The organism is Pseudomonas sp. FDAARGOS_380 (assembly GCF_002591235.1).
Classification (GTDB): domain Bacteria; phylum Pseudomonadota; class Gammaproteobacteria; order Pseudomonadales; family Pseudomonadaceae; genus Aquipseudomonas; species Aquipseudomonas salmasensis.
The window spans coordinates 6,342,446-6,368,322 of record NZ_CP023969.1; the positions used below are offsets into that span (position 1 = coordinate 6,342,446).

At 61.0% G+C, this 25,877-nt stretch carries 26 protein-coding genes; 14 read left to right on the forward strand and 12 right to left on the reverse strand.

Features of this window, described 5'->3' with window-relative positions; all coding sequences use genetic code 11:
- Positions 1-19 precede the first annotated feature (19 nt).
- Together cynS and CRN80_RS29510 are read left to right on the forward strand one after the other, a co-directional pair.
- On the forward strand, positions 20-490 hold the full coding sequence (gene cynS, locus CRN80_RS29505) for a cyanase (protein WP_032892881.1): 471 nt from the start codon (positions 20-22) through the stop codon (positions 488-490).
- Positions 491-545: 55 nt separating this feature from the next.
- A complete protein-coding gene (locus tag CRN80_RS29510) occupies positions 546-1,385 on the forward strand; it encodes a cache domain-containing protein (RefSeq protein WP_098952434.1) in 840 nt (279 codons plus the stop codon).
- A gap of 220 nt (positions 1,386-1,605) precedes the next feature.
- Here the strand turns inward: CRN80_RS29510 and CRN80_RS29515 are convergent, their stop codons facing one another.
- Together CRN80_RS29515 and pobA are read right to left on the reverse strand one after the other, a co-directional pair.
- Complete coding sequence (locus CRN80_RS29515; RefSeq protein ID WP_098952436.1) at positions 1,606-3,123, reverse strand: MDR family MFS transporter; 1,518 nt, start codon at positions 3,121-3,123, stop codon at positions 1,606-1,608.
- Between the two features lie 66 nt (positions 3,124-3,189).
- Positions 3,190-4,383, reverse strand: coding sequence for a 4-hydroxybenzoate 3-monooxygenase (gene pobA, locus CRN80_RS29520; protein ID WP_098952437.1), 1,194 nt, complete (start codon positions 4,381-4,383; stop codon positions 3,190-3,192).
- 180 nt (positions 4,384-4,563) lie between these two features.
- Here pobA and CRN80_RS29525 point away from each other — a divergent pair, with 180 nt between their 5' ends.
- Positions 4,564-5,439: a helix-turn-helix domain-containing protein gene (locus tag CRN80_RS29525; RefSeq protein WP_003189581.1), complete on the forward strand. Its 876-nt coding sequence runs from the start codon at positions 4,564-4,566 to the stop codon at positions 5,437-5,439.
- On the opposite strand, the gene CRN80_RS29530 is transcribed toward CRN80_RS29525, so the two are convergent.
- Both CRN80_RS29530 and CRN80_RS29535 read right to left on the reverse strand, forming a co-directional pair.
- Positions 5,432-5,611 (reverse strand): hypothetical protein, encoded by a 180-nt coding sequence (locus tag CRN80_RS29530; protein WP_003189580.1) that lies wholly within the window; start codon positions 5,609-5,611, stop codon positions 5,432-5,434. The two genes, CRN80_RS29525 and CRN80_RS29530, sit on opposite strands and share 8 nt — an antisense overlap.
- Before the next feature lie 91 nt (positions 5,612-5,702).
- The gene (locus CRN80_RS29535; RefSeq protein ID WP_044273488.1) at positions 5,703-6,608 is read right to left on the reverse strand and encodes a LysR family transcriptional regulator; all 906 of its coding nucleotides are present in this window, start codon (positions 6,606-6,608) and stop codon (positions 5,703-5,705) included.
- Between the two features lie 106 nt (positions 6,609-6,714).
- On the opposite strand from CRN80_RS29535, the gene CRN80_RS29540 reads away from it, so the two are divergent.
- Both CRN80_RS29540 and CRN80_RS29545 read left to right on the forward strand, forming a co-directional pair.
- Complete coding sequence (locus CRN80_RS29540; RefSeq protein WP_098952439.1) at positions 6,715-7,581, forward strand: MBL fold metallo-hydrolase; 867 nt, start codon at positions 6,715-6,717, stop codon at positions 7,579-7,581.
- 34 nt (positions 7,582-7,615) lie between these two features.
- A complete protein-coding gene (locus tag CRN80_RS29545; protein WP_098952440.1) occupies positions 7,616-8,230 on the forward strand; it encodes an NAD(P)-dependent oxidoreductase in 615 nt (204 codons plus the stop codon).
- Between the two features lie 479 nt (positions 8,231-8,709).
- Here the strand turns inward: CRN80_RS29545 and CRN80_RS29550 are convergent, their stop codons facing one another.
- A complete protein-coding gene (locus tag CRN80_RS29550) occupies positions 8,710-9,582 on the reverse strand; it encodes a LysR substrate-binding domain-containing protein (RefSeq protein WP_032892891.1) in 873 nt (290 codons plus the stop codon).
- A gap of 111 nt (positions 9,583-9,693) precedes the next feature.
- Between CRN80_RS29550 and CRN80_RS29555 the strand changes: the two genes are divergently transcribed.
- From CRN80_RS29555 to CRN80_RS29565, 3 genes are all read left to right on the forward strand, one after another.
- Positions 9,694-11,316 carry a 5-guanidino-2-oxopentanoate decarboxylase gene (locus CRN80_RS29555; protein ID WP_098952441.1) on the forward strand — a complete coding sequence of 541 codons (1,623 nt, stop codon included), beginning with the start codon at positions 9,694-9,696 and terminating at the stop codon, positions 11,314-11,316.
- 142 nt (positions 11,317-11,458) lie between these two features.
- Complete coding sequence (locus CRN80_RS29560) at positions 11,459-12,646, forward strand: cyanate transporter (RefSeq protein ID WP_098952443.1); 1,188 nt, start codon at positions 11,459-11,461, stop codon at positions 12,644-12,646.
- Positions 12,647-12,783: 137 nt separating this feature from the next.
- Positions 12,784-13,719 (forward strand): LysR family transcriptional regulator, encoded by a 936-nt coding sequence (locus CRN80_RS29565; protein ID WP_032892894.1) that lies wholly within the window; start codon positions 12,784-12,786, stop codon positions 13,717-13,719.
- A gap of 108 nt (positions 13,720-13,827) precedes the next feature.
- Here the strand turns inward: CRN80_RS29565 and CRN80_RS29570 are convergent, their stop codons facing one another.
- The 3 genes from CRN80_RS29570 to CRN80_RS31335 form a co-directional block, all read right to left on the reverse strand.
- Complete coding sequence (locus CRN80_RS29570; RefSeq protein ID WP_032892896.1) at positions 13,828-14,190, reverse strand: 5-carboxymethyl-2-hydroxymuconate Delta-isomerase; 363 nt, start codon at positions 14,188-14,190, stop codon at positions 13,828-13,830.
- Between the two features lie 57 nt (positions 14,191-14,247).
- Positions 14,248-15,171, reverse strand: a complete 924-nt coding sequence (locus CRN80_RS29575) for a LysR substrate-binding domain-containing protein (protein WP_014717462.1) — start codon at positions 15,169-15,171, stop codon at positions 14,248-14,250.
- A gap of 192 nt (positions 15,172-15,363) precedes the next feature.
- Positions 15,364-15,507: a hypothetical protein gene (locus CRN80_RS31335; protein ID WP_003189552.1), complete on the reverse strand. Its 144-nt coding sequence runs from the start codon at positions 15,505-15,507 to the stop codon at positions 15,364-15,366.
- Between the two features lie 197 nt (positions 15,508-15,704).
- Here CRN80_RS31335 and CRN80_RS29580 point away from each other — a divergent pair, with 197 nt between their 5' ends.
- On the forward strand, positions 15,705-17,012 hold the full coding sequence (locus CRN80_RS29580; protein WP_098952445.1) for an MFS transporter: 1,308 nt from the start codon (positions 15,705-15,707) through the stop codon (positions 17,010-17,012).
- Positions 17,009-17,767, forward strand: coding sequence for a substrate-binding domain-containing protein (locus CRN80_RS29585; RefSeq protein WP_098952446.1), 759 nt, complete (start codon positions 17,009-17,011; stop codon positions 17,765-17,767). Before CRN80_RS29580 ends, CRN80_RS29585 begins: the two co-directional genes overlap by 4 nt.
- Here CRN80_RS29585 and CRN80_RS29590 read toward each other — a convergent pair.
- From CRN80_RS29590 to CRN80_RS29605, 4 genes are all read right to left on the reverse strand, one after another.
- Complete coding sequence (locus tag CRN80_RS29590) at positions 17,759-18,661, reverse strand: LysR family transcriptional regulator (RefSeq protein WP_032897556.1); 903 nt, start codon at positions 18,659-18,661, stop codon at positions 17,759-17,761. The genes CRN80_RS29585 and CRN80_RS29590 overlap by 9 nt on opposite strands.
- 199 nt (positions 18,662-18,860) lie before the next feature.
- Positions 18,861-19,898: a histone deacetylase family protein gene (locus CRN80_RS29595; protein WP_098952447.1), complete on the reverse strand. Its 1,038-nt coding sequence runs from the start codon at positions 19,896-19,898 to the stop codon at positions 18,861-18,863.
- Positions 19,899-20,029: 131 nt separating this feature from the next.
- On the reverse strand, positions 20,030-21,262 hold the full coding sequence (locus CRN80_RS29600; RefSeq protein ID WP_098952449.1) for a Zn-dependent hydrolase: 1,233 nt from the start codon (positions 21,260-21,262) through the stop codon (positions 20,030-20,032).
- An 11-nt stretch (positions 21,263-21,273) separates the two neighbouring features.
- A complete protein-coding gene (locus CRN80_RS29605; RefSeq protein ID WP_032892903.1) occupies positions 21,274-22,590 on the reverse strand; it encodes an MFS transporter in 1,317 nt (438 codons plus the stop codon).
- Positions 22,591-22,747: 157 nt separating this feature from the next.
- Between CRN80_RS29605 and CRN80_RS29610 the strand changes: the two genes are divergently transcribed.
- The 4 genes from CRN80_RS29610 to CRN80_RS29625 all read left to right on the forward strand — a co-directional run bounded on the left by CRN80_RS29610 (position 22,748) and on the right by CRN80_RS29625 (position 25,871).
- Positions 22,748-23,689, forward strand: a complete 942-nt coding sequence (locus CRN80_RS29610) for a LysR family transcriptional regulator (protein WP_044272854.1) — start codon at positions 22,748-22,750, stop codon at positions 23,687-23,689.
- Positions 23,690-23,795: 106 nt separating this feature from the next.
- Positions 23,796-24,110 (forward strand): type II toxin-antitoxin system RelE/ParE family toxin, encoded by a 315-nt coding sequence (locus tag CRN80_RS29615; RefSeq protein WP_098952451.1) that lies wholly within the window; start codon positions 23,796-23,798, stop codon positions 24,108-24,110.
- Between the two features lie 2 nt (positions 24,111-24,112).
- Entirely contained in the window at positions 24,113-24,400 is a 288-nt protein-coding gene (gene nadS / locus CRN80_RS29620; protein ID WP_056791674.1) for a NadS family protein, read from the forward strand.
- 244 nt (positions 24,401-24,644) lie between these two features.
- Positions 24,645-25,871 (forward strand): MFS transporter, encoded by a 1,227-nt coding sequence (locus CRN80_RS29625; protein ID WP_056791672.1) that lies wholly within the window; start codon positions 24,645-24,647, stop codon positions 25,869-25,871.
- Positions 25,872-25,877: the final 6 nt, after the last annotated feature.

The following is a 25,877-nucleotide window of genomic DNA, read 5'->3' on the forward strand; positions in this document are numbered from 1 at the left end:
AACCCAAGAGGACCTCACCATGTTGCAATCCCAATTCGCCCAAACCCCACGCCTGGCCCTGGCCGACACCGTTATCGACCTCAAGGCACGCAAAAACCTGTCGTGGCAGGACCTCACCGACGGCACCGGGCTGAGCCTGGCATTCGTCACCGCCGCCCTGCTCGGCCAGCACCCGCTGCCCAAGGAGGCAGCCGATATCGTGTGCAGCAAACTCGGCCTCGACGAGGACGCCAGCCGCCTGTTGCAAAGCGTACCCCTGCGCGGCAGTTTCCCAAGCGGTGTGCCGACCGACCCGACTATGTACCGTTTCTACGAGATGCTGCAGGTCTACGGCTCCACCCTCAAGGCCCTGGTGCATGAGCAGTTTGGCGACGGCATCATCAGCGCCATCAACTTCAAACTGGACATCAAGAAAGTCGAAGACCCGGACGGCGGCTCCCGTGCGGTCATCACCTTGGACGGCAAATACCTGCCGACCAAACCCTTCTGATTTGCCGCCAACCGTCTACGCTCTTGGCACACCAACAAGAACGAGGGACGGGTAAATGAAGAGACTGCTCCGATACACCTGGCTGCTGCTGTTGTGTTGCAGCCAGGTGCATGCCGCCACGGCACAGGAAGCGGATGCCCAAGCCGCCAAGGCCCTGCTGGAAAAGGCCTTGGCGTACTACCACAAGCAAGGTGACAAGGCGTTCGCCGCCTTCAGCCGTCAGGGCGAGTTCATCGACCAGGACCGCTATGTGTTTGTGGTCGATACAAAAGGCGTGCTGCTGGCCAGTGGCGGGCCCTCCTCCGCGCTGATCGGTCGCGACGTGTCCGAGGTGCTCGGGCCCGACCTGCAAGCCTCGTTCAAACAAGCCCTTAGCGTGCCCGAAGGCCAGGGTATCCAGCAGGCTGACTATCGCTGGCAGAACTGGAATGACGGCAAGGTCGAACACAAGCATGTGTTTTATCAGCGGGTGGGCGAACGCATCCTGGCGGTCGGTTATTACTTGCCGCGCGCCACGCCGGAACAGGCACGGGCGCTGCGCAACAAGGCGGTGGAGGCGTTGGTCAAGGACGAAACCGGCACGCTCAAGGCGATCAACTCTTTGCAGGGCGGCTTCCTGCAAGATGACCTGTACGTGTTCGTGGTGGACCTGAACACCCGGCGCTACGTCGCCCACGGCACCAACCTGCGCCTGATCAACACCGATTTCGCCAAGATCAAGGACCCGGATGGCAAACCGGTGGGTGTGCCAATCCTCAAGATGATGGCCGAGCAGGACCAGGGCGAATACAAATACCGCTGGAAAAACCCGGTGACGGGCAAGGTCGAGAACAAGCACGCTTATGTGCGCAAGAGCGGGCATTTCATGGTTGCGGTGGGGTATTACAGCCCCTGATCCAAGATTTGAACGGTAATAAAACGGTGGGCGGGGGCAGCGCTTTTTTGTAGGAGCGAGCTTGCTCGCGAAAAACTCAAAGGCGCCGCGTTCACTCAGAAAGCCCGCGTTATCGTTGACGTTTTTCGCGAGCAAGCTCGCTCCTATAGAGGGTGGTTAACCGTTATTGATCGTTCCCACGCTCTGCGTGGGAACGCCGCCTGGGACGCTCCGCGTCCGCTTATCTAACTTTGTCTTCACGGCCGCGCAGTACCCGATTCGGCATCGCTATCGCGGCGGCCAACCCCAGCAGCGACACTGCCGCACTCACCATCAACAAATGCCGGAACGTCACCGCCAACTCGCCGCGCAATGCATCCTGCGCCGGGCCGGGTGCGGCGTTGAGGCCATCGAGCAGTACGTTGCCGGAACTGCCTTCGGCCATCAGTGCGCCGTTTGCCAGATGGGCGAAGCTGGAATCGTGCAACAGCGCCAGCAGCAACGCCGACATACAGGCCACCCCCACTGCCCCGCCCAGGGAGCGGAACAGGTTGGTGGTGCTGGTAGCGACGCCGATGTCCCGCTGTTCCACCGAGTTCTGCGTACCCACCAACGAGGTCGGGAACTGCATACCGGCGGCGATACCGCACAACAACATGAATACGCTGGTGAGCACCACCGCCTGGGGCGCGCTGTAGGCCATGCCGAGAATCGCCAGTGGGCTCAACACCGCGCCGCTGAGGATCATCGGTTTGTAGCGGCCAGTCACCGAGGTCATGCGCCCGGCGAAATACGCGCCCATCGGCAAGCCCATCGCCAAGGGCAGCAAGTGCAAGGCCGCGCTGTCGGCACCGGCGCCGGTCACGCTCTGGTAACGCAGGGGCATCAGCACGGTCAGGGAAATCGCCTGGAAACTGGTGACAAAAATCGCGCACCAGCACAACACCGCGCTGCGGTTGGCAAACAAGTGCATGGGCAGCAGCGGCTCTTGCGCCCGGCGTTCGTGCCACACAAACGCGCTCAAGGCCAACAGGGCGCAGGCCAGCAACCCCAACACGTGATCGTCATGCCACGAATGGCCCTGGCCGATTTCGGTGATGCCCAGCAACAAGGCAGTCAGGCCGATGATCATCAGCACCGTGCCGAGGTAATCGATAATGGGCTTGCGCTGCGGCACCGGCAGCCCCACCAGGGTGCGATGGGCCACGTACCAGGCGCCGGCACCCAGTGGTAGGTTGATCAAAAACACCCAGCGCCACGACAGGTACTCGGTCATATAGCCGCCCAACACCGGCCCGGCCACGCTGGCTACCGCGTACATGCTGCTGAAATAGCCCTGATAACGCCCACGCTCGCGGGGAGGAATGATGTCGCCAATGATCGCCTGGCTCACCGAGACCATCCCACCCGCGCCGATACCCTGCAGCACCCGCGCCAACACCAGTTGTTCCATGCTTTGCGCCAGGCCACAGAACAGCGACGCCAGGGTGAACACGCCCATGCCGATCAGCATCATGGGCCGACGCCCATACAAATCACCCAGCTTGCCGTAGATCGGCACCGCCACGGTCATCGCCACCATGTAGCCGGAGATCACCCAGGCCAGCAGGTTGACGTCATGGAACTGCGCAGAAATGGCCGGCATGGACACGGCGACGATGGTCTGGTCCAGGGCACCCAGGAAGATCGCCATCATCAGCGCGACCAGGATACTGCGCACGGCGGGGACGGTTGGAGCGGGCTGATTGAGGTGTGTCACGGCAGAACCTTCGAGCAGGGCCCACAGGCAACGGTCACCGGTGGGAATGCTCGATACGATAGCAGGCTATTCGATAGGCTCGTAAGGAAGGCCGACGTAATTTTCTGCGATGGTTTTGCGCCCGGCCTGGGAGTGAATGAAATAGTCCAGCTCGCTTTCGGCAATGCGCTGGCTGAAGCCATCCGCCTGGGGAAACTGATGCAGCATCGAGGTCATCCACCAGGAAAACCGCTCGGCTTTCCACACCCGGCGCAGGCAGATTGCCGAGTACTTTTCCAGCAGGTCCAGGCGCCCTTCGCGGTACACCTTGAGCAAGATGCGGAACAAAGTGCTCACATCGCTGGCCGCCAGGTTCAAGCCCTTGGCACCGGTGGGCGGCACAATGTGCGCGGCATCGCCGAGCAGGAACAGGCGCCCGTACTGCATGGGTTCCACCACAAAGCTGCGCAGCGGCGCGATGCTTTTCTCGATCGAGGGGCCGGTCACCAAGTGTTCGGCCAATGAGCCGGGCAGGCGGCTTTTGAGTTCATCCCAGAAACGTTCATCTGACCAGTCTTCCAGCTTCTCTTCGACCGGCACTTGCAGGTAGTAACGGCTGCGGGTCGGCGACCGCATGCTGCACAGCGCAAAACCCCGCGCATGTTTGGCGTACACCAATTCAGCGTGTACCGGCGGCGTGTCAGCCAGCACACCCAGCCAGCCGAAGGGGTAGACCCGCTCGAACACCTTCAGCGCTTGCGCCGGTATCGACTGGCGGGCCACACCATGGAAACCGTCGCAGCCGGCAACGTAGTCGCATTCCAGGCGATAGGCTTGGCCTTCATGCTCGAACGTCAGCCACGGCTGTTCACTCTTCAGGTCATGGGGTTGAACATTGGAGGCTTCGTACAGGGTGATAGCACCGGCGGCTGCGCGGGCGGCCATCAGGTCGCGGGTGACCTCGGTCTGGCCGTAGATCATCACTGACTGGCCGCCGGTCAAGGCCTTGAGGTCGATGGACGTGAGTTGGCCGTTGAGGGCAATGTCAAACCCGTCGTGCACCAAACCTTCGGCGTCCATGCGTTGGCTGACCCCGGCTTCGCGCAGCAGGTCGACCATGCCCTGCTCCAACACGCCGGCGCGGATACGGCCTTGTACGTACTCGGCGCTCTGGCGCTCTAGAACAAGGGTTTGGATGCCAGCATTGTGCAACAGTTGGCCGAGCAGCAATCCGGAAGGACCGGCGCCAATAATGGCGACTTGAGTTTTAAGGGTTTTCATTATTTTTATGGCCTTCAAGCTTCACGCGAACGTATGGAGTGAAAGAGTTGTCATTGCTCTTATGGCTGACATTTTTCACTTGAGCGAGCCGCATAAGAAGGTGAAAACTGCGTCAAAACCTGTGCTTTTCGCCAATCGGGGCGATTACCGAACCATTATCCTGAGTATCGGATTGAAACCATGACCAAAACCGCGATTCCGGTCTTCAAGCTTTACGGGGAAAGCCAGCAGTGGCCGACTCCCGATTTGTTGCACTGCGAAACCATTTCCCGGCGCAGTCGGGAATACCAGTGGGAAATCCAGCCCCACCGGCACGCGGACCTGTGCCAGTTGCTGTATGTGCACAAAGGCCAGGCACAACTGGAAATCGAAGGCCAGCGCACCACCCTCAACGAATCGAGCCTGCAAGTGCTGCCACCGCTGTGCGTGCATGGCTTTCGTTTTTCCGAGGATGTGGAAGGGTTCGTGGTGACGCTTTCGGCGCCGCTGGTCAGCCACTTGCAGGCGCAACTGGGCTCTACCGTCGATGGCCTGCACACCCTGGGCAGTTACCCAGCGGGCAAGGACAGCGATTACTTGAACAGCCTGTTCATGCGTTTGCAGGACGAATACGCCGATGATCAACCAGCACGGGACATGATGCTGCACGCCCTGGTCAGTGTGTTGCTGGTATGGGTCAGCCGCCAGGCGATCCAACGCCGCCATCCACGCGCACCGCGGGGTCGTGAGTACTTTCGGCGGTTTACGCAACTGGTCGAACAGCATTACCGCGAACACCCCAAGATTGAAGACCTGGCCCACAAGCTGGGCATCTCGGTCTCACACTTGAACGGGACGTGTCGGGAGTTGGGTGGGCAGCCGGCATTGCAGATCATGCATGACCGCCAGTTGCTGGAAGCCAAGCGCCTGCTGACCTACACCAGCATGACCATCAACGAGATGTCCGAGGTGCTGGGCTTTTCCGACCCGACCAACTTCTCACGGCTGTTTCGCCGACGGGTCGGGTTTTCACCCAAGGCGTTTCGTGAACAACTGAAGGCCGAGCAGCCTACCTGAGTGCACTGAAACTGCCGGTGCGCGGAACGCATTGGTCCTGATGGCAGCTGATGGCGAACGCCGCCGGCTGCATGCGCGTTTGCTCGACGCGATAGGCGGCAGTCCCATACAGCGCTGTCGCCAATGCGCAGAGGGTGAAAATGGTCAGGTACTTTCTGGTTTTGATGCTCATGGCACAGACCTCTGAACGGATCTACAGGGTGCTGTTTAAAGCATAGGTCAACTTGCCCTGATGCGATGCCATTCAGCGCGCTTATTTCAGCTCAAAGCCCGACGTCCCAAACAGGCTCTTCGGGGAAACGCAGCACCAGGAAATCCAGGAGGCTGCGCAGCGCCGAGGGCATGTGTTTGCGTGAGGCGTACACCGCGTAAATATTCATTTGCCGTGGCTCGGCGTGCGGCAGCAAGCGTACCAATTCTCCACTGCGAATCAGCTCACCGGCCTGATAACTGGGCAGCATCGCCACCCCTGCCCCGGCCAGCGTCACGCGCATTAACGTGCTGGCCTCGTTGGCCGTGATATTGCCGTGGACCGGCACCGACACGTGTTCGCCATTTTCTTCGAAATGCCACAGGCTCTTGCCGAAGTAAGAGTGGGTCAGGCAGTTGTGCCGGGCCAGGTCTTCGACTTTCTGCGGCGCCGGATGCTCGCGCAGATAGGCCGGTGTGGCGCACACCACCGAGCGGCATACGGTCAGGCGCCGGGCGATCAGGTTGGGGTCCAGGTCGTTGCTGGTGCGGATCGCCAGGTCAATGCGCTCGTCCACCAGGTTCACCGTGCGGTCGAGCATCTGCAAATCGACCGTCACCAACGGGTAGCGTTTGACGTACTCGGCAATCGCCGCGCCCAGTTGCGCCTGGCCGAACGAGGTGCTGACGCTCAGGCGCAACAGGCCTCGGGGCGCGTCATCGGGCTCGCTGACGGCGGCCTGCATATCCCCACACAAATCCAACAATTGCCGGCATCGCGGCAGCGTTTCTCCCCCGGCGGCGGTGAGGCTGAGCTTGCGCGTGGTGCGGTGCAGCAGGCGTGCGCCCACCCAGTCTTCCAGTTCGGCCAGGTAGCGCGAGACCACCGGGCGCGAGAGGTCCAGGTGGTCGGCAGCGGCGGATTGGCTGCCCAGGTCCACCACGGTGACAAACACGCGCATTGCTTGAAGACGATCCATGATTTGCCCGCTTTTAGAAACAAACTATGTCCCAGCATCGCATTTTTTGTCGCGTTTTATGCAACTAAGCTCTGTGCATCCCTTACCGATGGCAGGAGCTGCCCCGATGTTCTCGACCTTCAAACGCTTGACCCTGGCCACCGCCGCCCTCGCCTTCGCTGCCCACGCAGCGGCGGCAGAGCTGACACTGGACGTGTACAACCCAGGCGAAGCCGCGATCTTCCCGGTCAGCTCGGTGCTGGTGAGCGGCGAGAAAGACGCGATCCTGGTGGATGCGCAATTCGGCAAAGGCCAAGCCGAGCAACTGGTGCAGAAGATCCGCGCCAGCGGCAAGCACCTGACCACCATCTACATCAGCCATGGCGACCCGGACTACTACTTCGGCCTCGACACCCTGATCGCCGCCTTCCCCGACGCCAAGGTGCTGGCGCCACAGCCAGTGGTGGACCATATCAACGCCACCGTCGCCGACAAGCTGGCCTTCTGGGGCCCGAAAATGGGCGCCGACAAGCCGGCCAAGACCCTTGTGCCGCAAGTGCTTAAAGGCCACAGCCTGACCCTGGAAGGGCAACAGCTTGAAGTGGTGGGCCTCGACGGCCCGCAGCCGGATCGCAGCTTTGTGTGGATCCCGTCGATCAAAGCGGTGGTCGGTGGTGTGGTGGTCGCTGAAAATATCCACGTCTGGATGGCCGATACCCAGAGCGCGCAATCCCATAAAGACTGGTTGGCTACGCTCAAGCGCATTGAAGACCTGAAGCCCAACACCGTGGTGCCGGGCCATTACCTGGGCAAGCCGTCGCTGGCCTCGGTCACCTTCACCGCCGATTACATCAAGGCCTTCGACCTCGAAACCGCCAAGGCCAAGGATTCCGCCGCACTGATTGCGGCCATGAAAAAACGCTACCCCACCCTCGCCGACGAAAGCTCGCTGGAACTGAGCGCCAAAGTCGCCAAGGGCGAAATGAAGTGGTGATTGGTTTTAAACCCTAACCCTGTTGGAGAACATCATGAGCAAGATTGCAATCATTGGTGCCACCGGCCGCGCCGGTAGCCAACTGCTGGAAGAAGCACTGCGTCGCGGGCATACCGTGACCGCCATCGCCCGCAATACCGACAAGCTGGCTGTGCGCCCAGGCGTTACGGTCAAACAGGCCGATGCCCTGGATGCCAAGGCCTTGCAACAAGCCATCAGCGGCAGCGACGTGGTGATCAGCGCCGCGCACTTCTCCACCCTCCCCGCCAGCGCCGTGATCGGCCCGGTGAAAAAGGCCGGCGTGAAACGTTTGTTGGTGGTCGGCGGCGCAGGTTCGCTGCTGTTGCCCGGTGGCGGACGCGTGATCGACAGCGAAGGCTTCCCGGCTGAATATAAAGCTGAAGCCAGTGCCGGGGCTGACTTCCTGGAAACGCTGCGCCAGGAACAAGAACTGGACTGGACCTTCCTGTCGCCATCGGCCCTGTTCGACGGCACCGAGCGCACCGGCAAATTCCGCCTGGGCAAGGATGATCTGCTGGTGAGCAGTGACGGCACCAGCTCGATCAGTTTTGCCGACTTCGCCATCGCCATGCTGGATGAAGTAGAAAACCCGAAGCACTCTCGCCAGCGCTTCACCGTCGGCTACTGACCCAACGCTAACCACGATGCGAAGCGAGCCGCTCTTGATCTGCTTTTGATCTTAAGCGCCCCGTCAAACCACGCTGGCCGGAATTCGCCAGGGATTTGGGGGGTAAACCGGCAGGGATGCCGGTTTAGCCGCCCCGCGCCATGGATGGCGCGTGGCGGCGGCCCCCCAAATCACTGGCGGATTGCGGGCACACCGAGCCCAAGCGAGGTGCCGAGTGGTGGGGCAAGAGCCCTTTGGTTACTTTGGGGCTTTTCCAAAGTGACCCGCCGTCAGGGCGGAACCCTAAGCGGCCGTTACCGCAGCAATGGATATGTACACAATCCAACTGTGTTGACTGCCAGGCCGCCTTCGCGAGCAAGCCCGCCCACAGTTGGATCGTGGGGTGTCAGGTAGATAGGTGTCGGCTGTCAGGCCGCCATCGCAGGCAAGCCAGCTCCCACAGTTGGATCGCGGCGAGTCAGGTGGATAGGCGTTGGCTGTCATCCCACACTGGCCTCACTGACCAACCAATCCATCAGCTCGACCAACCCAACCGACGGTTCCTTCCCCGGCGGATACACCAAGTAATAGCCCATCCCCGTCGACACCCGCAGCTCAAACGGCATCGCCAACCGCCCCGCCTTCAGATCCTCGCCAATCAGCGCACTGTCACCCATCGCCACCCCGGTGCCCTGGGACGCCACAGTCATTGCCAAGTCCAACGTTTCGAAGTGATGCCGTTGGACGGGATCGCTCAAGCAGGCATTGGCAGTCTTGAGCCACAACGCCCAGTCGCGCTCGTCTCGGGTCGGGTGCAACAGCACCTGATGCTGCAAATCCTGCGGCGTACGCAAACTGCCCAGCAACCCAGGCACGCAGACCGGCGTAAGGCGCTCGTCGAACAGATGCCGCGCCTCGGCCGGCTGCTCGGCGATGGGCCCGTAGATCACCGCCGCGTCAAACGGCTCACGACGAAAGTCGACGTTATAGGCCACCGTCGTGGTGAGCTCCACCGGCACATCCGGGCGTTCTTTTTGCCAGTGCAGCAAGCGTGGCAACAGCCAGCGCATCACGCAAGTGGACGCTTTGAGCTGCAAGGTTCGGCGCCGGTCACCGATGTGTTCCACCGCGTCAGCGAGCAAGCCGAACACCTGTTGTGCGCACGCCAGCCATTCGCGCCCCTCGTCCGTCAGGCTCAAGCCCCGCGCCTGGCGCTGGAACAACGCATAGCCCAACTGGCTTTCCAGCCCAGCCACCTGCCGACTCACCGCGCCCTGGGTGATGTGCAGGTGTTCGGCGGCCCGGGTGAAGTTGCAGCACTGGGCGGTGACCCAGAAGGTGTGCAACGCAGATAACGGTGGAAGGCGTTTCATCGGGGCACAGCCATGACGGGAGGACATGGCGAGTATGACTTTTTATCGATTGTTGCCGCCACCGGCCAACCGCTCCAATAGCGCTTTGAATCCATCACAAGAGCGACCTGTATGGCGACCTGCGGCGAAGTATTGGTGCACCTTTTGGAAAGCTACGGCGTGGACCACGTATTCGGCATCCCCGGCGTGCACACCGTGGAGCTGTACCGGGGCTTGGCGCGCTCCAGCATCCGACATATCACCCCCCGCCACGAACAGGGCGCCGGCTTCATGGCCGACGGTTATGCGCGCACCCGTGGCAAGCCCGGCGTGTGCTTTATCATCACCGGCCCCGGCATGACCAATATCACCACAGCCATGGGTCAGGCCTATGCCGACTCAATCCCGATGCTGGTGATATCCAGCGTGCAGTCACGCAGCCAACTGGGCGGCGGGCGCGGCAAGTTGCATGAGCTGCCGAACCAGAGCGCGCTGGTGGCCGGTGTGGCGGCGTTCTCCCACACCTTGATGTCGGCGGCGGAACTGCCGGGCGTACTGGCGCGGGCATTCGCGTTGTTCCAGGCCGGTCGGCCGCGCCCGGTGCATATCGAAATTCCCCTGGATGTACTGGTGGAAAATGCCGACGCGTTGCTAGGCAGCACGCCTGTCAGCGTCGCCCGCGCTGGCGCATCACCGGCGGCCGTGCAGCAGATGAGCCAAAGGCTGGCTGCGGCCAAGCGCCCGCTGATCCTGGCCGGTGGCGGCGCCATTGACGCAGCCGCCGAACTGACCCACCTCGCAGAAGCCCTCGGCGCGCCCGTGGCCTTGACCATTAACGCCAAGGGCCTGTTGCCCGCCGCGCATCCCCTGCTGATCGGCTCCACGCAAACCCTGCTCGCCACCCGTGCCCTGGTGGCTGAAGCCGACGTGGTGCTGGCCATCGGCACGGAATTGGCCGAAACCGACTACGATGTCACCTTCGCCGGCGGTTTCGACATTCCCGGTGCGCTACTGCGCGTTGATATCGACCCGGACCAGACCGTACGCAACTACCCGCCTCAAGTGGCGCTAGTGGCCGACGCACGCATCGCCGCCCAGGCGCTGCTCACCGAAGTGAACCGCCAGCCATTGGCGCCTCGCACGCCCGACTGGGGCACCGCACGCGTCGCCCGCTTGTGGGCCGAGCTGGAACCTACGTGGGACGCTGCGACGCGCGCGCAAACCCGGTTTCTCAACGCCGTTCTGGAGGAACTGCCGGGCGTGGTGTTCGTGGGCGACTCCACTCAACCGGTGTACAGCGGCAACCTGACCCTGAACCTCGACCACCCACGCCGCTGGTTCAACGCCTCCACCGGGTACGGCACCCTGGGTTATGCCCTGCCCGCCGCCATTGGCGCCTGGCTCGGACGCGGCGATGGCCAACCGGTGGTGTGCCTGATCGGCGACGGCGGGCTGCAATTCACCCTGCCGGAACTGGCCAGCGCGGTGGAGGCCCGTACACCGGTGATCGTGCTGTTGTGGAATAACCAGGGTTATGAAGAGATCAAGAAGTACATGGTCAACCGTGATATCGAGCCAGTGGGTGTGGACATCTACACACCGGACTTTATCGGTGTGGCCAAGGCCCTGGGCTGCGCGGCGCAAAGCGTCCATGGCATTGAAGCGTTGCGCACTGCTTTACGTGCCGCCGCTGATCGCCAGGGACCGACGCTGATTGAAATCGACCAGGGGCGGTGGGAGTTACCGAGCCTGTAATCCCGGCCTGATAGCCAACGCCCACTGCGCGCTTACCTCACCACTCGGCATCCGCATTTTTTCAATAGCCCCTGCGACTTTCTGATTTGCCCCGCTACACGCTGCATGGCCTGATTCGCCCTTGTTCATTCAAGGCAAGCCCATGGAAAACGTTCAGGCAAAATCCACCACCGCCGTATGGCTGATGATCAGCGTGGCGCTCGTCGCCCTCAACTTGCGCCCCTCGATGGCAGCCGTGGGGCCGCTACTGGCGTCGATTCGCGCGGATGTGCCACTAAGTTTCAGCAGCGCCGCCTTACTGACCATGTTGCCGGTCATGACCATGGGCCTGGCGATGTTCTTTGGCATGGGGCTGGCCAAGCGCGTGGGCGAGCATCGCAGCATTGTGTTGTCGCTGCTGGTGATTGGGCTGGCGACTGTGTCGCGGCTGTTCCTGGATTCGGCGCTGGAGCTGATCGTGAGTGCCATTGCGGCCGGTGTCGGCATTGCGCTGATCCAGGCATTGATGCCGGCGCTGATCAAGTCGCGCTTCAGCGCCAATGTGTCGTTATTCATGGGCCTGTATGTCACCGCGATCATGGGCGGCGCGGCGCTGGCTGCTTCGTTCTCGCCGTGGATGCAAGCCCACACCGGTAGTTGGCGTATCGGCCTGGCAATCTGGGCAGTGCTGGCGTTGCTGGCCCTGGTCTTCTGGTATGCGCAGCGTTCGGCCCTGCCGCCCTTGCCTCAAGCCGGTTCAGGCCCCCAAGAGGCATTTTTCAGCAACCGCCGCGCCTGGTTGCTGGCGATCTTTTTTGGCCTCGGCACCGCGTCCTACACCTGTGTGCTGGCGTGGCTGGCGCCCTACTACGTCGAACAGGGATGGAGTGAACAGAATGCCGGCTTGCTGCTGGGCTTCTTGACCGCCATGGAAGTGATCTCCGGCCTGGTCGCCCCCGCCATCGCCAACCGCCGCCAGGATAAACGCGGCGTGGTGGCGGTGTTGCTGGTGCTGATCATCCTGGGCTTCTGCGGCCTCATCCTCAGCCCGCAACACTGGAGCCTGTTGTGGCCCTGCCTGCTCGGCCTGGGCATTGGCGGCCTGTTCCCGATGAGCCTGATCCTGTCCCTGGACCACCTCGACAACCCACGCCGCGCCGGTGGCCTTACCGCGTTCGTGCAGGGCATCGGTTATCTGATTGCCGGCCTGTCGCCGCTGATCGCCGGCATGATCCGCGACCAATTGGGCAGCTTCGAATGGGCCTGGTGGTCATTGATGGCCGTGAGCGGGCTGATGCTGCTGATCGTGATGCGTTTCAACCCGGCGCATTACGCACGCCATATCCGCTGACGTCGTATTGCAAACACTTTTTGTCCCACACAAAACATTGAAGCGTCCTACAGAGCTTTCTATTGGTACGAGCGTTCCGTTAACATTTTGCTCAGTCTTGTACTGAGTTCGGTACAAAGGGTTTACGGACGAAACCGATGCTAAACAGTAACTTGCTCAGAAAGCTCGATATGCAGGATTTGATGGTGTTTATCGCCGTCTACGACCAGAGCAGCGTTACCGAGGTGTCCGAAACGCTGTTCGTCAGCCAGTCCACCGTGAGCTATAGCCTCAAGAAGCTGCGCACCAGCTTTGAAGATGAGCTGTTTATCAACACCCGCGCGGGCATGCGCCCTACGTACAAGGCCACCACCATGTACGAGCATGTGCAGAAGATTCTGCAAAGCATCAACCTGTGCCATGCCGGTGGCCAGGCGTTCGACCCAACCCAACAGGCGGTGACCTTCAATGTGTGCGCGCCGGAATATTTCGAACAGTTGATCCTGCCGCGCCTGCTCAAGCGCTTCGACCATGCCGACCTGCCGGTGATCGTCAATGTGCAGAAGCTGGAAACCGAGATCCCCGCCGACGACCTGCGTGAAGGTCGCCTGGACCTGGTGATCTGCTTCGGCCCGCACTTTCACCGCGCCCACAAAGACTTCAAGACCCAGATGCTGTTGGAGGACGACTTGGTCTGCGTGTGCGACCAACGCTCTGCACCCAGGGAACCAGCGTTCAGCCTGCAATCCTTCGTTGAGCGGCGCCACGTATTCCCAACGCCTTGGACCTCCGACACCAACATGATCGACGGCTGGCTCGCCCGCCAGGCCCGCAAGCGCCAGGTGATCGCGCGGGCCAACAGCTACAGCGCGGCATTGAAGATGATTGCCGGCACCGACTTTATCGTCACCCTGCCCCGCCGCGTGCAAAAGTTGCTGGCGCCAGCGCCGGCATTCGGCGTTTGCGAAGCCCCCAATGGTTTGCCGGGTTTCACCCTGGATATGCAGTGGAACGAAACCAGTGGGCAGGACAGCGCCAATACCTGGTTTCGGGAACAAGTGGTGAAGGTATGCGCGGACCAAGGCCTCTTGTAGGAGCGAGCTTGCTCGCGAAGAACCAGAGTGCGCCGCTGTGAATCAGGCACCCCGCGTTATCGTTAGCGATCTTCGCGAGCAAGCTCGCTCCTACAGGGGTGGTGGGAGTCAGCCGATGGCGATTTTGCTGTAGGAATCGCGATCAATATCCAGCAACTCGACACTCAGTTGCACCTGCACACCTTCGGGCCATGGGCCCAGGTCCTGGAGCACCGCCAGCAGGTTTTCTGACAGTTGTTTCTTGACCTGCGGCGAACGCCCGCTCAATAACGCCAAACGCACCGCAACGAAACCGCGCTCACCCAGGCCAGTGCCGACCCGAAAACGCTCGACCGTCACCGCACGGCTCTTGATGTCGAACTCGGCGCCGAACTGACCGGAGGCCACCAACGCATGATTAAGGCGCAACAGGGCCTTGTCGGTGTCCAGTTGCGTCAGGTTGGCGGTGTGTTCCAAGTGCAGGTGCGGCATGCTTTTCTCCGAGTTTTTTGTAGGAAGATGCCTAGCTATATACCACGGAAAAACAGCTCAAGCCTTGGCCACCAGCCCTCTATCACTCATGAATGCCTCCAACCGAGAGCGCATCCAGCGTTCCGCCGGGTCGGTATCGACATGGCTGAGCCACACCATGGACAAATCCAGGGTCGGGGTTTCGAACGGGAACGGCTCGCAGAACAGGTTCCCGCTGGCGGCCATGGCCTGGGCGGTGTAATCCGGCAGGCTGGCGATCATGTCGGTACCGGCAAGCAAGGCCGGCAACGAACTGTATTGCGGCACCGAGAGCACTACATGGCGTTTGCGGCCCACCTCTGCCAGCCACTCATCGGCAAACCCGGCCACGTTGGCGGTGTGGGACACCAACACGTGGGGCCGTGCGCAATATTCGTCGAGGGTCAGCGGTGTGTCCGAAGCATCGGCGCGCAGCAGGCACGGGCGGATGTGCCGCAACAGCTTGCGCTTGGCATTGGCCGGCAGCCCGCGGGTCTGGGTGATGCCGACGGTAATATCGCCGGAAGCCAGCAGGTCGGGAATGCGCCAGTAGTCCACATGCTGCACCACAAACACCACCTGCGGCGCTTCCTGGCGCAAGGCGCGCAGCAAAGGTGGCAGCAGGCCAAACTCAACGTCATCGGACAGGCCGATGCGGAAAGTCATGGTACTGATGGACGGGTCGAAATCATGGGTCAGGCTCAAGGCCGAAGACAGCGAGTCCAAAGCCGGCGACAGGTGCTGGATGATCTCCTCGGCGCGCGCCGTAGGCTCCATGCGATGGCCGACACGAATAAACAGTGGGTCGTTGAACAGGGTACGCAGGCGGTTGAGGGCCGAGCTGATGGTCGGTTGGCCGAGAAACAGCTTCTCCGCCACCCGCGTCACATTGCGCTCGAGCATCAGTGCTTCGAAGACCACCATCAGGTTGATATCGGCCTTGCGTAATTCATTGCGATTCATCGGCGCCTGCCCCTTTCCCCAAGACAAGCGGCAGTTTAGGAAGGCTGCGGGGCTGCGTCTATGTGCACGGTAAAAACATGTGGGAGCGGGCTTGCTCGCGAATGCAATGGTTCAACCGACGACTCCGTTGACTGACACGCCGCCTTCGCGAGCAAGCCCGCTCCCACAATTAGACCGCGTTTTACCTGATGCTCAGGGCTTCAGCGGGCGCTCCTGGTCACGTTCGGAAAGCTCGGTGCCGTCGTCCGGATGCTTCCAGGTTTGCGGCTTTTCGTCTTCGCGCGGCTGCCGGGGTTCTTCACGCTCCGGCTTGTTGTGCTGCTGTTCGTTCCCCATAGCGATCTCCGCCGATAAGAATTGGACCAAAATTCAAGCATAGAACACGGCAGGCCGTTTTGAAGCCGGCTCAGATTGATAGCTAACACACATCAATCAATCCAAATTTGTCACTTATCATTTCTAAATGTGTCAGCCACTATCCCAAGTCTTAAGCGAAACAAGCACTTTAAAAAGAACGCTGGAGACACAAAACCATGACGATCCCTTCCCGGCCTGCGGCTGCCCCCTCGAAAGTAGGCGCGGTATTGCGCGTGACTTCGGGCAATTTCCTCGAACAGTTCGACTTCTTCCTGTTCGGTTTCTACGCCACCTATATCGCTGCCGCGTTCTTCCCGGCCGCTAATGAGTTTGCGTCATTAATGATGACCTTCGCCGTGTTCGGCGCGGGCTTCCTGATGCGGCCATTGGGCGCGATTATTCTAGGTGCCTACATTGATGACGTGGGCCGCCGCAAAGGCTTGATCGTGACCTTGTCGATCATGGCCAGCGGTACGCTGCTGATCGTGCTGGTGCCGAGTTATCAGACCATCGGCCTATGGGCGCCATTGCTGGTGCTGTTGGGGCGCCTGCTGCAAGGCTTCTCGGCCGGCGCGGAACTGGGTGGCGTGTCGGTGTACCTGTCCGAAATGGCCACGCCGGGCCGTAAAGGCTTCTACACCAGCTGGCAGTCGGGTAGCCAACAGATCTCCATCGTCGTCGCCGCGGCCCTGGGTTATGGCCTGAACATGTGGATGGAACCTGCGGTGGTGGCCGATTGGGGCTGGCGGATTCCGTTTGCCGTCGGTTGCGTGATCATTCCGTTTATCTTTGTGTTGCGTCGCAACCTGCAGGAAACCGAAGAGTTCGCCAAGCGCAAGCATCGCCCAACCATGCGTGAAGTGATGGCGACCCTGGTGAAGAACTGGACCGTCGTCATCGGCGGCATGCTGATGGTGGCCATGACCACCACCGCGTTCTACCTGATCACCGTGTACGCACCGACCTTCGGCAAAACCGTGTTGCACCTGAGCACCTCGGACGCCTTGCTGGTGACCTTGCTGGTCGCGATCTCGAACTTCTTCTGGCTGCCGATCGGCGGCACGTTAAGCGACCGCTTCGGCCGTAAACCGGTGCTGATCGCCATGACGGTGCTGACTGTCCTTACGGCTTATCCAGCGCTGTCCTACGTGGTCAACGCCCCCAGCTTTGCGCACATGCTGGAAACCCTGCTGTGGTTCTCGTTCCTGTATGGCATGTACAACGGCGCGATGATCCCGGCGCTGACCGAAATCATGCCGGTGGAAGTGCGCGTGGCAGGTTTCTCCCTGGCCTACAGCTTGGCGACGGCGGTGTTCGGTGGCTTCACGCCAGCGATTTCCACCTGGTTCATTCACATCACCGAAGACAAGGCTTCACCTGCGTACTGGATGATCTTCGCCGCGCTGTGTGCCTTGTGTTCGACCCTGGCGTTGTATCGCCGCGCCAACACCCGTGGTCAAGTCATGCAGGAGGCCGCGCAATGAAGCCGTTGTTCAAGACCCTCGCTGCTGTCGTCCTCGGCACCCTGGCGCTATCAGCCCAGGCCGAACAACTCAAAGTCATGACCTCGGGCGGCTTCACCGCCGCGTATAAATTGCTCGGCCCGCAATACGCCGAGCAAAGCGGTGACACCCTCGACACCATCCTTGGCCCGTCCATGGGCAAGGCGCCGGAAGCGATTCCCAACCGCCTGGCCCGTGGCGAGCACGCCGATGTGGTGATCATGGTCGGCTATGCCCTGGATGAGTTGATCAAACAAGGCAAGGTTGACCCCGCCTCCCGCGTGGAATTGGCGGACTCGCGGATCGGCCTGGTGGTGAAGGAAGGTGCGGCCAAACCTGCGATCAATACCGATGCCGAGCTCAAGGCTGTGCTGAGCAAAGCCAAGTCGGTGGCCTATTCCGATAGCGCCAGCGGCGTGTACGTCGAGAAGCAATTGTTCAAGAAACTCGGCATGCCGGCCAAAGGCACCATGATCGAACGCGTACCGGTGGGCGAGCAGGTAGCCAAGGGCGATTACGAAGTCGGCTTGCAGCAAGTGGCGGAGTTGTTGCCAGTCAAGGGTGTAACGTTTGTGGGCAAGATCCCGGAAGACGTGCAGTCCGTTACCCGTTTTGCCGCCGGTATTCCGGTGAACGCCGAACACCCGGAGCGGGCCAAGGCGCTGTTGCAGTTCATGGCATCGCCCGAGGCCCAACCGGAGGTGCAATCCACCGGCCTGGACTCGGTGTCACGCTGACCGGAACGGCATTTCCCGCACCAAACGCTCCAACTCCAGCGCCGCCGGTGGCAACGTCCGCCCGCGGCGCTTGATCAAGCCCACATTGCGCAGTACGTGGGGCTCTACCAGCGGCACACTGACCAGAATCGGGTGAGTGTGCGCCGGCATCGCAATCGACGGCACCATCGCTACGCCCAACCCCGCCTCCACCAGCCCGATCATCGTGGTCACGTGGTGCGTCTCGCAGATACTCGGCTTTTTCACCCGCACCCCACGCAGGGCCTGGTCGAGCAGGAAGCGGTTGCCCGACGTCTTGTCCACCTCGATGTAGTCATGCTCATAGGCTTCGGTCCAGCTCACGCTGTCACGCCCAGCCAACGGGTGGTCACGCCGACAGGCCAGCACGTAGCGCTCCTGCAACAGCAACTCGAATTCCACCTCATCGGCCAGGCTGCCGCTGAAACTCACGCCAAAGTCCGCCTCGCCGCTGGCCACCGCATTGCTCACCTCGCCGGCACTGGCATCCAGCACTCGCAGGCGAATCTTCGGGTACAGCTTGTGAAATTCGGAGATCACGTGGGGCATGAAGTAGTACGCGGTAGACGGCACGCAGGCGATGGTGACATTCCCCATGCGCGTCGAGGCAACGTTGCTGATACCCATCAGCGCGATGTCGAGGTCATCGAGCATGCGCTCGACCTGGGGCAAAAACGCACGCCCGACCATGGTCAGGCTGACCCGCCGCGTAGTGCGTTCGAACAGCTTTACATCCAGCGCCGATTCGAGCTTTTCGATACGCCGGCTGAGGGCCGGTTGCGAGATACGGATGGCCTCGGCAGCGCCACGAAAACTGCCCTTGTCCACCACGGCGCGGAAGGCTTGGAGGTCGTTGAGGTCGAAGTTGATGATCACGGGAGGCAGGCCAAAGTGGTCGAGGTGGCGAGCATTATCGTATGGGAACCGGTGGGGCGCCATGTGTGCCGAGAGGGTCTGCCGAGATAATCCTGTTACACATATGGAGTCATACATATCAGCGGGTTATCGGCCGCCGAACGAGCGCCCATCAATGTATGAAAAGCCTGCTGAAAACTGATCAACAGGCTTTTAGCACTTAGTCGCCTGATCGCTTCTCCCAAGCCGCTGGCGTACTGAAAAACGCCTGAGCGTTACTGTCCAGCGTCTCCAGGTGATAACCACCCTCCTGCACGATCAGGCACGGCAACCCCAGCCCTCGAATGTACTGCCCCAACCGCGCAAAGCCTTCGCGCGTCACCGCGACTTTGCTTTGGGGGTCCAGCTCGTAGATATCAAAGCCCAATGACAACACCAGCACATCCGCCGAGAAGCGCTTCACCGCTGCCAGGGCCTGCTCCAGCTTTTCGAAGAACACCGCTTCGCTGGAACCATGGGCCATCGGCAGGTTGAGGTTGTACCCTTCGCCGGCGCCGTAGCCTTTTTCCTCGGCAAAGCCTGCCACGCCCGGATAGAAGTTGGTCGGGTCGCCGTGAATCGACACATACAGCACGTCGTCGCGGTCGTAGAAAATTTCCTGGATGCCTTGGCCGTGATGCATATCGGTATCGAGCACGACGACACGCTGGAAACCTTGGCGCAGCGCTTGCGCAGCCACGGCCGCATTGTTGATGTAACAGAAGCCACCGGCCGCGTCGAAGCGGGCGTGATGGCCCGGGGGCCGGCACAAGGCGTAGGCGGCAGGTGCGCCATCGAGGATGTCACCCGCTGCGGCGACGGCGCTTTGGGCTGACCAATAGGCCGAGCGCCAGGTCAACTCACCGATGGGGCAACTGCCATCGGCCAGGTAGCGTGCCGCCTGGGCCAGGATGCCGCGCAAAGCATTGGGTTCACGTACGAAGATGTTGGACATGACTTCGTCGCCCCAGTCTTCGGGGATCTCTTTCCAGCGCTGGTGAGCTTCTTGAAGAAAAGCCAGGTAGGCGCCGCCGTGCACGGCGAGCAACGGGTCCATGCCGTAATCGGTGGGTTGCTGGATATCGAAGCCCAGGGTTTGCGCAGCCAGCAGCAGGTTGCGCGCACGCTCGGGAACCTCCTGGGGCGTGCGCATCTGGCCGCGAGAGTAGTAGCTGCGTGGATGATGCAGGAGTTGTTCGGGGTGGAAAAACGTCTTCATGAGTTGCTCCTGGATAAACACAGAACCTGTGGGAGCTGGCTTGCCTGCGATAGCGGTGAATCAGGCAGTACATTGTTCTCTGACAGTCCGCTATCGCAGGCAAGCCAGCTCCCACATGGGCATGGCTTCCTTTAGAAATGAACGCGCCCGGCGCGTTTCAACACGGCGTTGAGCAAGACATCGGTGCCCTGGCGTACATCGTCGGGCAAGACATCTTCGGCTTCGTTGTGGCTGAGGCCGCCGACGCAGGGGATGAAGATCATCGCGGTGGGGCAATAGCGCGCCAGGTGAATCGCATCATGGCCGGCGCCGCTGACGATGGTCTGCTGGCTGTAGCCCAAGCCGTCGACCGCAGCCTGCACGCAGGCCACGCACTCGGCGTCGAACGGCGTGGCCGGGCTGATCCAGTGCGGCGTGATGGTGACGCTCAGGCCACGGTTGTCCGCGATTGCCTGCAGGCGTGCACGCACTTGCTGCTCCATGGCGTCGATATCGGCGTCGTGGTGATGGCGCAGGTCGACGGTAAAATTGAGCAAGCCGGGAATGGTGTTGCGCGACGACTTGGCAATGCTCAGTTCACCCACCGTGGTGAGACCCTGCGGGGCAAAATCGGCGGCGAGGTTTTCCAGGGCCTGGATCATTTTCGCCGCGCCGTACAGCGCATCTTTACGCAACGGCATCGGCGTGGTGCCGGCGTGCGCGGCCATGCCTTCGACCCGCACATCGAGCCAGCGAATCGCTTGACCACCGGTGACTACGCCGATGCTGTTGGCGTTGTCCTCCAGGATCGGGCCTTGCTCGATATGCGCCTCGAAATACGCATCCACTGCGCGACCCAACGGGCGCTCGCCGTTGTAGCCGGTGGTGCGCAACGCCTCGGCCACGCTGATACCGTCGACATCGGCGGTGGCCAGTGCCTTGTCCAGGGCGAGCGTGCCGGTGAATACCGCCGAGCCCAGCATGGCCGGGGTGAAACGGGCGCCCTCCTCGTTGGTCCACACGGCAATTTCCAATGGCTTGCGCGTCTGGATGCCGTGGTCGTCAAGGCTGCGGATCACCTCCAGGCCAGCCAACACGCCGTACACCCCATCAAAGCGCCCGCCTTCGGGCTGGGTATCCAGGTGGCTGCCCATCATCACCGGGGCGGCGTCATTGTCGGTACCCGCGCGGCGGGCGAACAGGTTGCCGATAGCGTCCACGCTCAACGTCAGGCCAGCGGCTTTACACCAGTGACTGAACAGCTCCCGACCGGCCTTGTCTTCAGCGCTCAATGCCAGACGGCAGCTGCCACCGCGTGCCGTCGCGCCGATCTCGGCCATGGCCATCAGGCTATGCCACAGGCGCTCGCCATTAATCTTCAACATTGCTGACTCCTTCAACTGTGTGCCATTTCCAGGCGGTGGGCCGTGGCGTGGCGGCGGGACAAAGCGAGTACGCACACCAACGACACCCCTGCGATCACGCTGTAGAACACCGCCATCGGCCACCATTGGCCCAGGTATTGATGGGCCAGCCAGGTGCCGATCAGCGGCGTCAAGCCACCGGCCAACGCGCCGCATACCTGGTAAGCCAGGGAGATGGCGGTGTAGCGCACACGGGTTTCAAACAGGCCGCTGACATAACCTGCGATCACGGCGTAGAACGACGCCATGCACACCACTGCCAAGGCAATGCCGAGGATGATCAAAGGCGCCTGGCCGCTGCTGACCAAGACGAACATCGGGTACGGTGAAGCCATTGCCAGTACGCACATGGCGCACAGGAACCGCGTAGCGCCCACCTTCTCTGCCACCCAGGCGGCCAATGGCTGGACGCAGAACTGGATAATGGCCACGAAGAACAGACACTCCAGGATCAGCGAGCGCGGCAGGTCCAATTGCTGAGTGCTGTAGGCAATCATGAAGGTGTTGGTGAAATACACGCCGGCAATCCCCAACGTGTTGGCGCCAATGCACAGCAACAGTGGGCGCCAAGCCGTCTTCAACACTTCCAGCACAGGGGCTTGGTCTTTCTTGATGGCGCGGGCTTTTTCCGCCAGGGCTTTGTCTTCGAGGAACTCCGGCGACTCGTTCACACCCAGGCGAATCGCCAGGCCGACCACCAGCAGCAAGGCGCTGGCCAGGAACGGCAGGCGCCAGCCCCAGCTGAGCAGGTCTTCTTCCGGCAGACGGGTGACAGCGCTGAACGCCAGCAAGGAAAGAATCAAACCGGCCGGGCTGCCCAACTGCGCGAAGGATGCAAAGAAGTTACGGCGCCCCTTTGGCGCATGTTCCCCGGCCATCAACACCGCCCCACCCCACTCGCCGCCGACCGCGATGCCCTGCACCACACGCAGCAAAATCAGCAACACTGGGGCCGCAGCGCCGATCTGCGCATAGGTCGGCAACAGGCCGATGCACACCGTCACCACGCCCATCATCACGAGGGTGATCACCAGGGACTTCTTGCGCCCGATGCGGTCGCCGATATGGCCGAACACCACGCCACCCAACGGTCGCGCGAAAAAGCCCACGGCGAAGGTGCCGAATGCGGCCATGGTGCTGAACAATTTATCGTCAGAGGGGAAGAACAATTGACCGAACACCAGCGCGGCGGCGGTGGCATAGATGTAAAAGTCGTACCACTCGATCATGGTGCCGATAAAGGCGGCGGCCGCGGCACGGCGAGGCTGCGGCGAAGCGGAAGGCTTCATGGGGCTGGCTCCTTTGGTTATTTTTTTGGCAGGAGAAGGACAAACCGAGGCGCTCTGTTGGCGCTTGTTAAGCCCGATTTTTCGGCCCGGGGCTATGATTAGTCAATTTTCTATTTATTATCTTGATTATAAAAACTGCTTATTATCGAGCGACCCCATGCCCGAATCTCGCCGCGATATTCACCCCCTGCTCAATGACCGCCTGGACTGGAACCTGCTGCGCACCTTCCGCGTGATCGGCCAGGAACTGAGCATCAGCCGAGCCGCCGCCCGCCTGCACCTCACGCAACCGGCGATCAGCCAGGCGCTCAAGCGCCTGGAAGAGCAGCTCGATTGCCAGCTCATCCTACGCCGTGGCCCGCGCTTCGTGCTTACCGAGGCCGGTGAGCAGATCTTCGCCATTGCCGGCGAGATGTACGGCCAGGTCTCGCAGATGAGCAATGCCCTGCAAAAGCCGGGTGATGAAGTGATCGGCAAAGTGCGCTTGCTGATGATCAGCCGGATTAATTCCGACACTTTCGATGACTTTCTCGCAGGCTTTCATCGCGAGCATCCACGGGTAGACCTGGAGGTCGAAGTGATGCGCAGCTCCGACATCGTCGCCGCCCTGCTGGAAAAAACCGCAACCCTGGGGCTGAGCCTCAACCGCCGGCCACAGCCGCGCCTGGAACAGCATCTGTTTCTGCGTCAACGCTATGCGTTTTTTTGTGGGAAACACCACCCCTTGTTCGGACGCACAGGTTTGGTCGAAGGGGACTTGCAGTCGGAAAACTTCGTGAGTTTTACCAGCGACCAGATCGGCGGGATGCTCTCGCCGCTGACGATTTTTCGCGATCAGCAAGGGTTCGGCGGGCGGATCGTGGCGTCGTCGTCCAGCCTGGAAGAAGTGCGGCGCCTGGTGATTGCCGGGTATGGCCTGGGATGCCTGCCGGTGCATGTGGTGGCCGAAGATGTGCAGAACGGGCTGCTCTGGCGGCTGCCGCCGGATGAGGGCATTGCGGATGTGGATATTCACGTGCTGTGGAATCGGGAGCAGAAGATGAGTCGGGCGGAAGGGGTGTTTATTGAGTGTCTTTTGGGGCGGTTGGCCAGAACATAATTGGCCGCATCCGAGTGCGTCAAAAAGCAGTTACAACTCACCGGATGCGCACCGAAGCACGCACGGCTAGGATTGCAGCGAACTAAGCCAATGGCGTACATTAGCGATGATTTTCATAGAAACATCGGTCTTCACCCGTCGCGTTAAAGAATTGATCGACGAGGATGCCCACATGGCCTTTCAGAACCTGCTTGTAGTGAATCCCGCTGCCGGCGACGTGATCGAAGGTACGGGTGGCATTCGCAAGATACGAGTAGCAGCCAAGGGCCATGGAAAACGAGGCGGGGCACGTGTGATCTATTACCACTTCGTCTCGGCATCACAGATTGTTTTACTGATGATCTATCCCAAAAATGAACAGCAGGACTTGAGCGCCGACGAGCGCAAGTCACTGAAGGCTGCGATTGAGCACTGGAGATAGCTATGAGCAGATTTTTTGATGAATTGATGGAAAGCGTTCAAGAGATGAACGAGATCCTGAGCGGAGAACGGGAGCCTTCTCGTGAATTCCATATCGACTCAATGCGAGTCAAAGAGATCCGTAAGGCGACAGGGCTGACCCAGGCTAAATTCGCAGCGCTGATTGACGTTCAGCTCGGCACGTTACGCAACTGGGAGCAGGGTCGTCGCGAACCTACTGGGCCGGCGAAGGCGTTGTTGAAAGCTATCCATAATGACCCAGTACATGTACTGAATGCGTTGGCTAGCTAAAATAAAACTCCGTCCCTGCACCTTAAACAGCGTCATAACCGGAAAAGCTCGAAGCTGAATCAGCTTCGGGCTTTTTCATTTTTTTATGCAGAGTGAGGACTCGTCAAAAACCTCACATCGATAGCTCTGATGATTACTATCGAAACGAGCGCCTGCTCGATTGCCAGCACTGATTCCTATAATCGCCCCCAGCTTCCCTCTCCTGCGTCTGACTTCAGGCGACTTCACCTTGGAACCCCACACCATGCCAAGCGCGAGCCAGGCCTCTAACGGCCTTCCCGAACATAATCAACAAAGCGTCAAACAGCAGTGGCTGGCGATTCTTTCGGTCGCCGTGGGTGCTTTTGCCCTGGTGACCAGCGAGTTTCTGCCGGTGGGCGTGCTCAACGACGTCGCCAGCGACTTGGGCATCAGTGCCGGCCACGCCGGCCTGATGGTCACCCTGCCCGGCATCATGGCGGCGCTTGCAGCGCCGTTGCTGTCGGTTGGCATTGGCGCTATGGACCGCCGCTATCTGCTGATCGGCCTGACGCTGGTCATGATCCTCGCCAACGGGGTGGTGGCCTTTGCCACCGATTTCAGCCTGCTGCTGTTCGGGCGTGTATTGCTCGGCATCAGCATCGGCGGCTTCTGGGCCACGGCCATCGCCCTCAGCGGCAGGCTGGCGCCCAAGGGCGTGGGCGTCGCAAAAGCTACGTCGATCATCATGATGGGCGTGACACTGGCCACCGTCCTCGGCGTGCCCGTAGGCACCTGGCTCAGCGGCCTGATGGGCTGGCGCATGACCTTTCTGGTCACCGCGCTGGTGGGTGTGCCAGTGCTGCTGGCGCAAGTCTTGCTGCTGCCGCGCCTCAAACCGGAAAAGGCCATTGAGGTTCGTGACCTGCCAGCCCTGTTTATCAACCCACAAGCGCGGGTCGGGTTGATTGCCGTACTGCTGATCGGCCTGGCGCACTTTGCTGCGTACACCTATGTGGCGCCGTTCTTCAAACACAGCTCCGGCTTCGATGGGCCGACGATTGGCTCATTGTTGCTGCTGTATGGCGTGGCAGGCGTGCTGGGCAATGTGTTCGCCGGCTTCGCCGCCAACCGCAGCGTGCGTAACACGCTGCTGCTGGTGGCGCTGATGATCGGGACCAGCACCGCCCTGTTCCCCTACTTCGCCACCGGTATGACAGGCGCCGTGGTGCTGATCGCGCTCTGGGGCTTTGCCTTTGGCGCCTTCCCGGCCTGCGCCAGTATCTGGATGTTCGTGGTGGCGCCCAAGGATGTGGAACGAGGCATGCCGCTGTTCGTGGCGCTGTTTCAGGTGATCATTGCCCTGGGCTCGTTCTTTGGTGGACGGATCGTCGACCAAATGGGCAGCGCGGTGTTGTTGAGCCTGGCCACGGTGTTGGTGGGGTTGGGGTTTGCGACCGTGCTGGTGTTGGGCCGCAAGGTGAGCAACAGCTTGGTGGCGCAGCCTGCCTGACCGAGT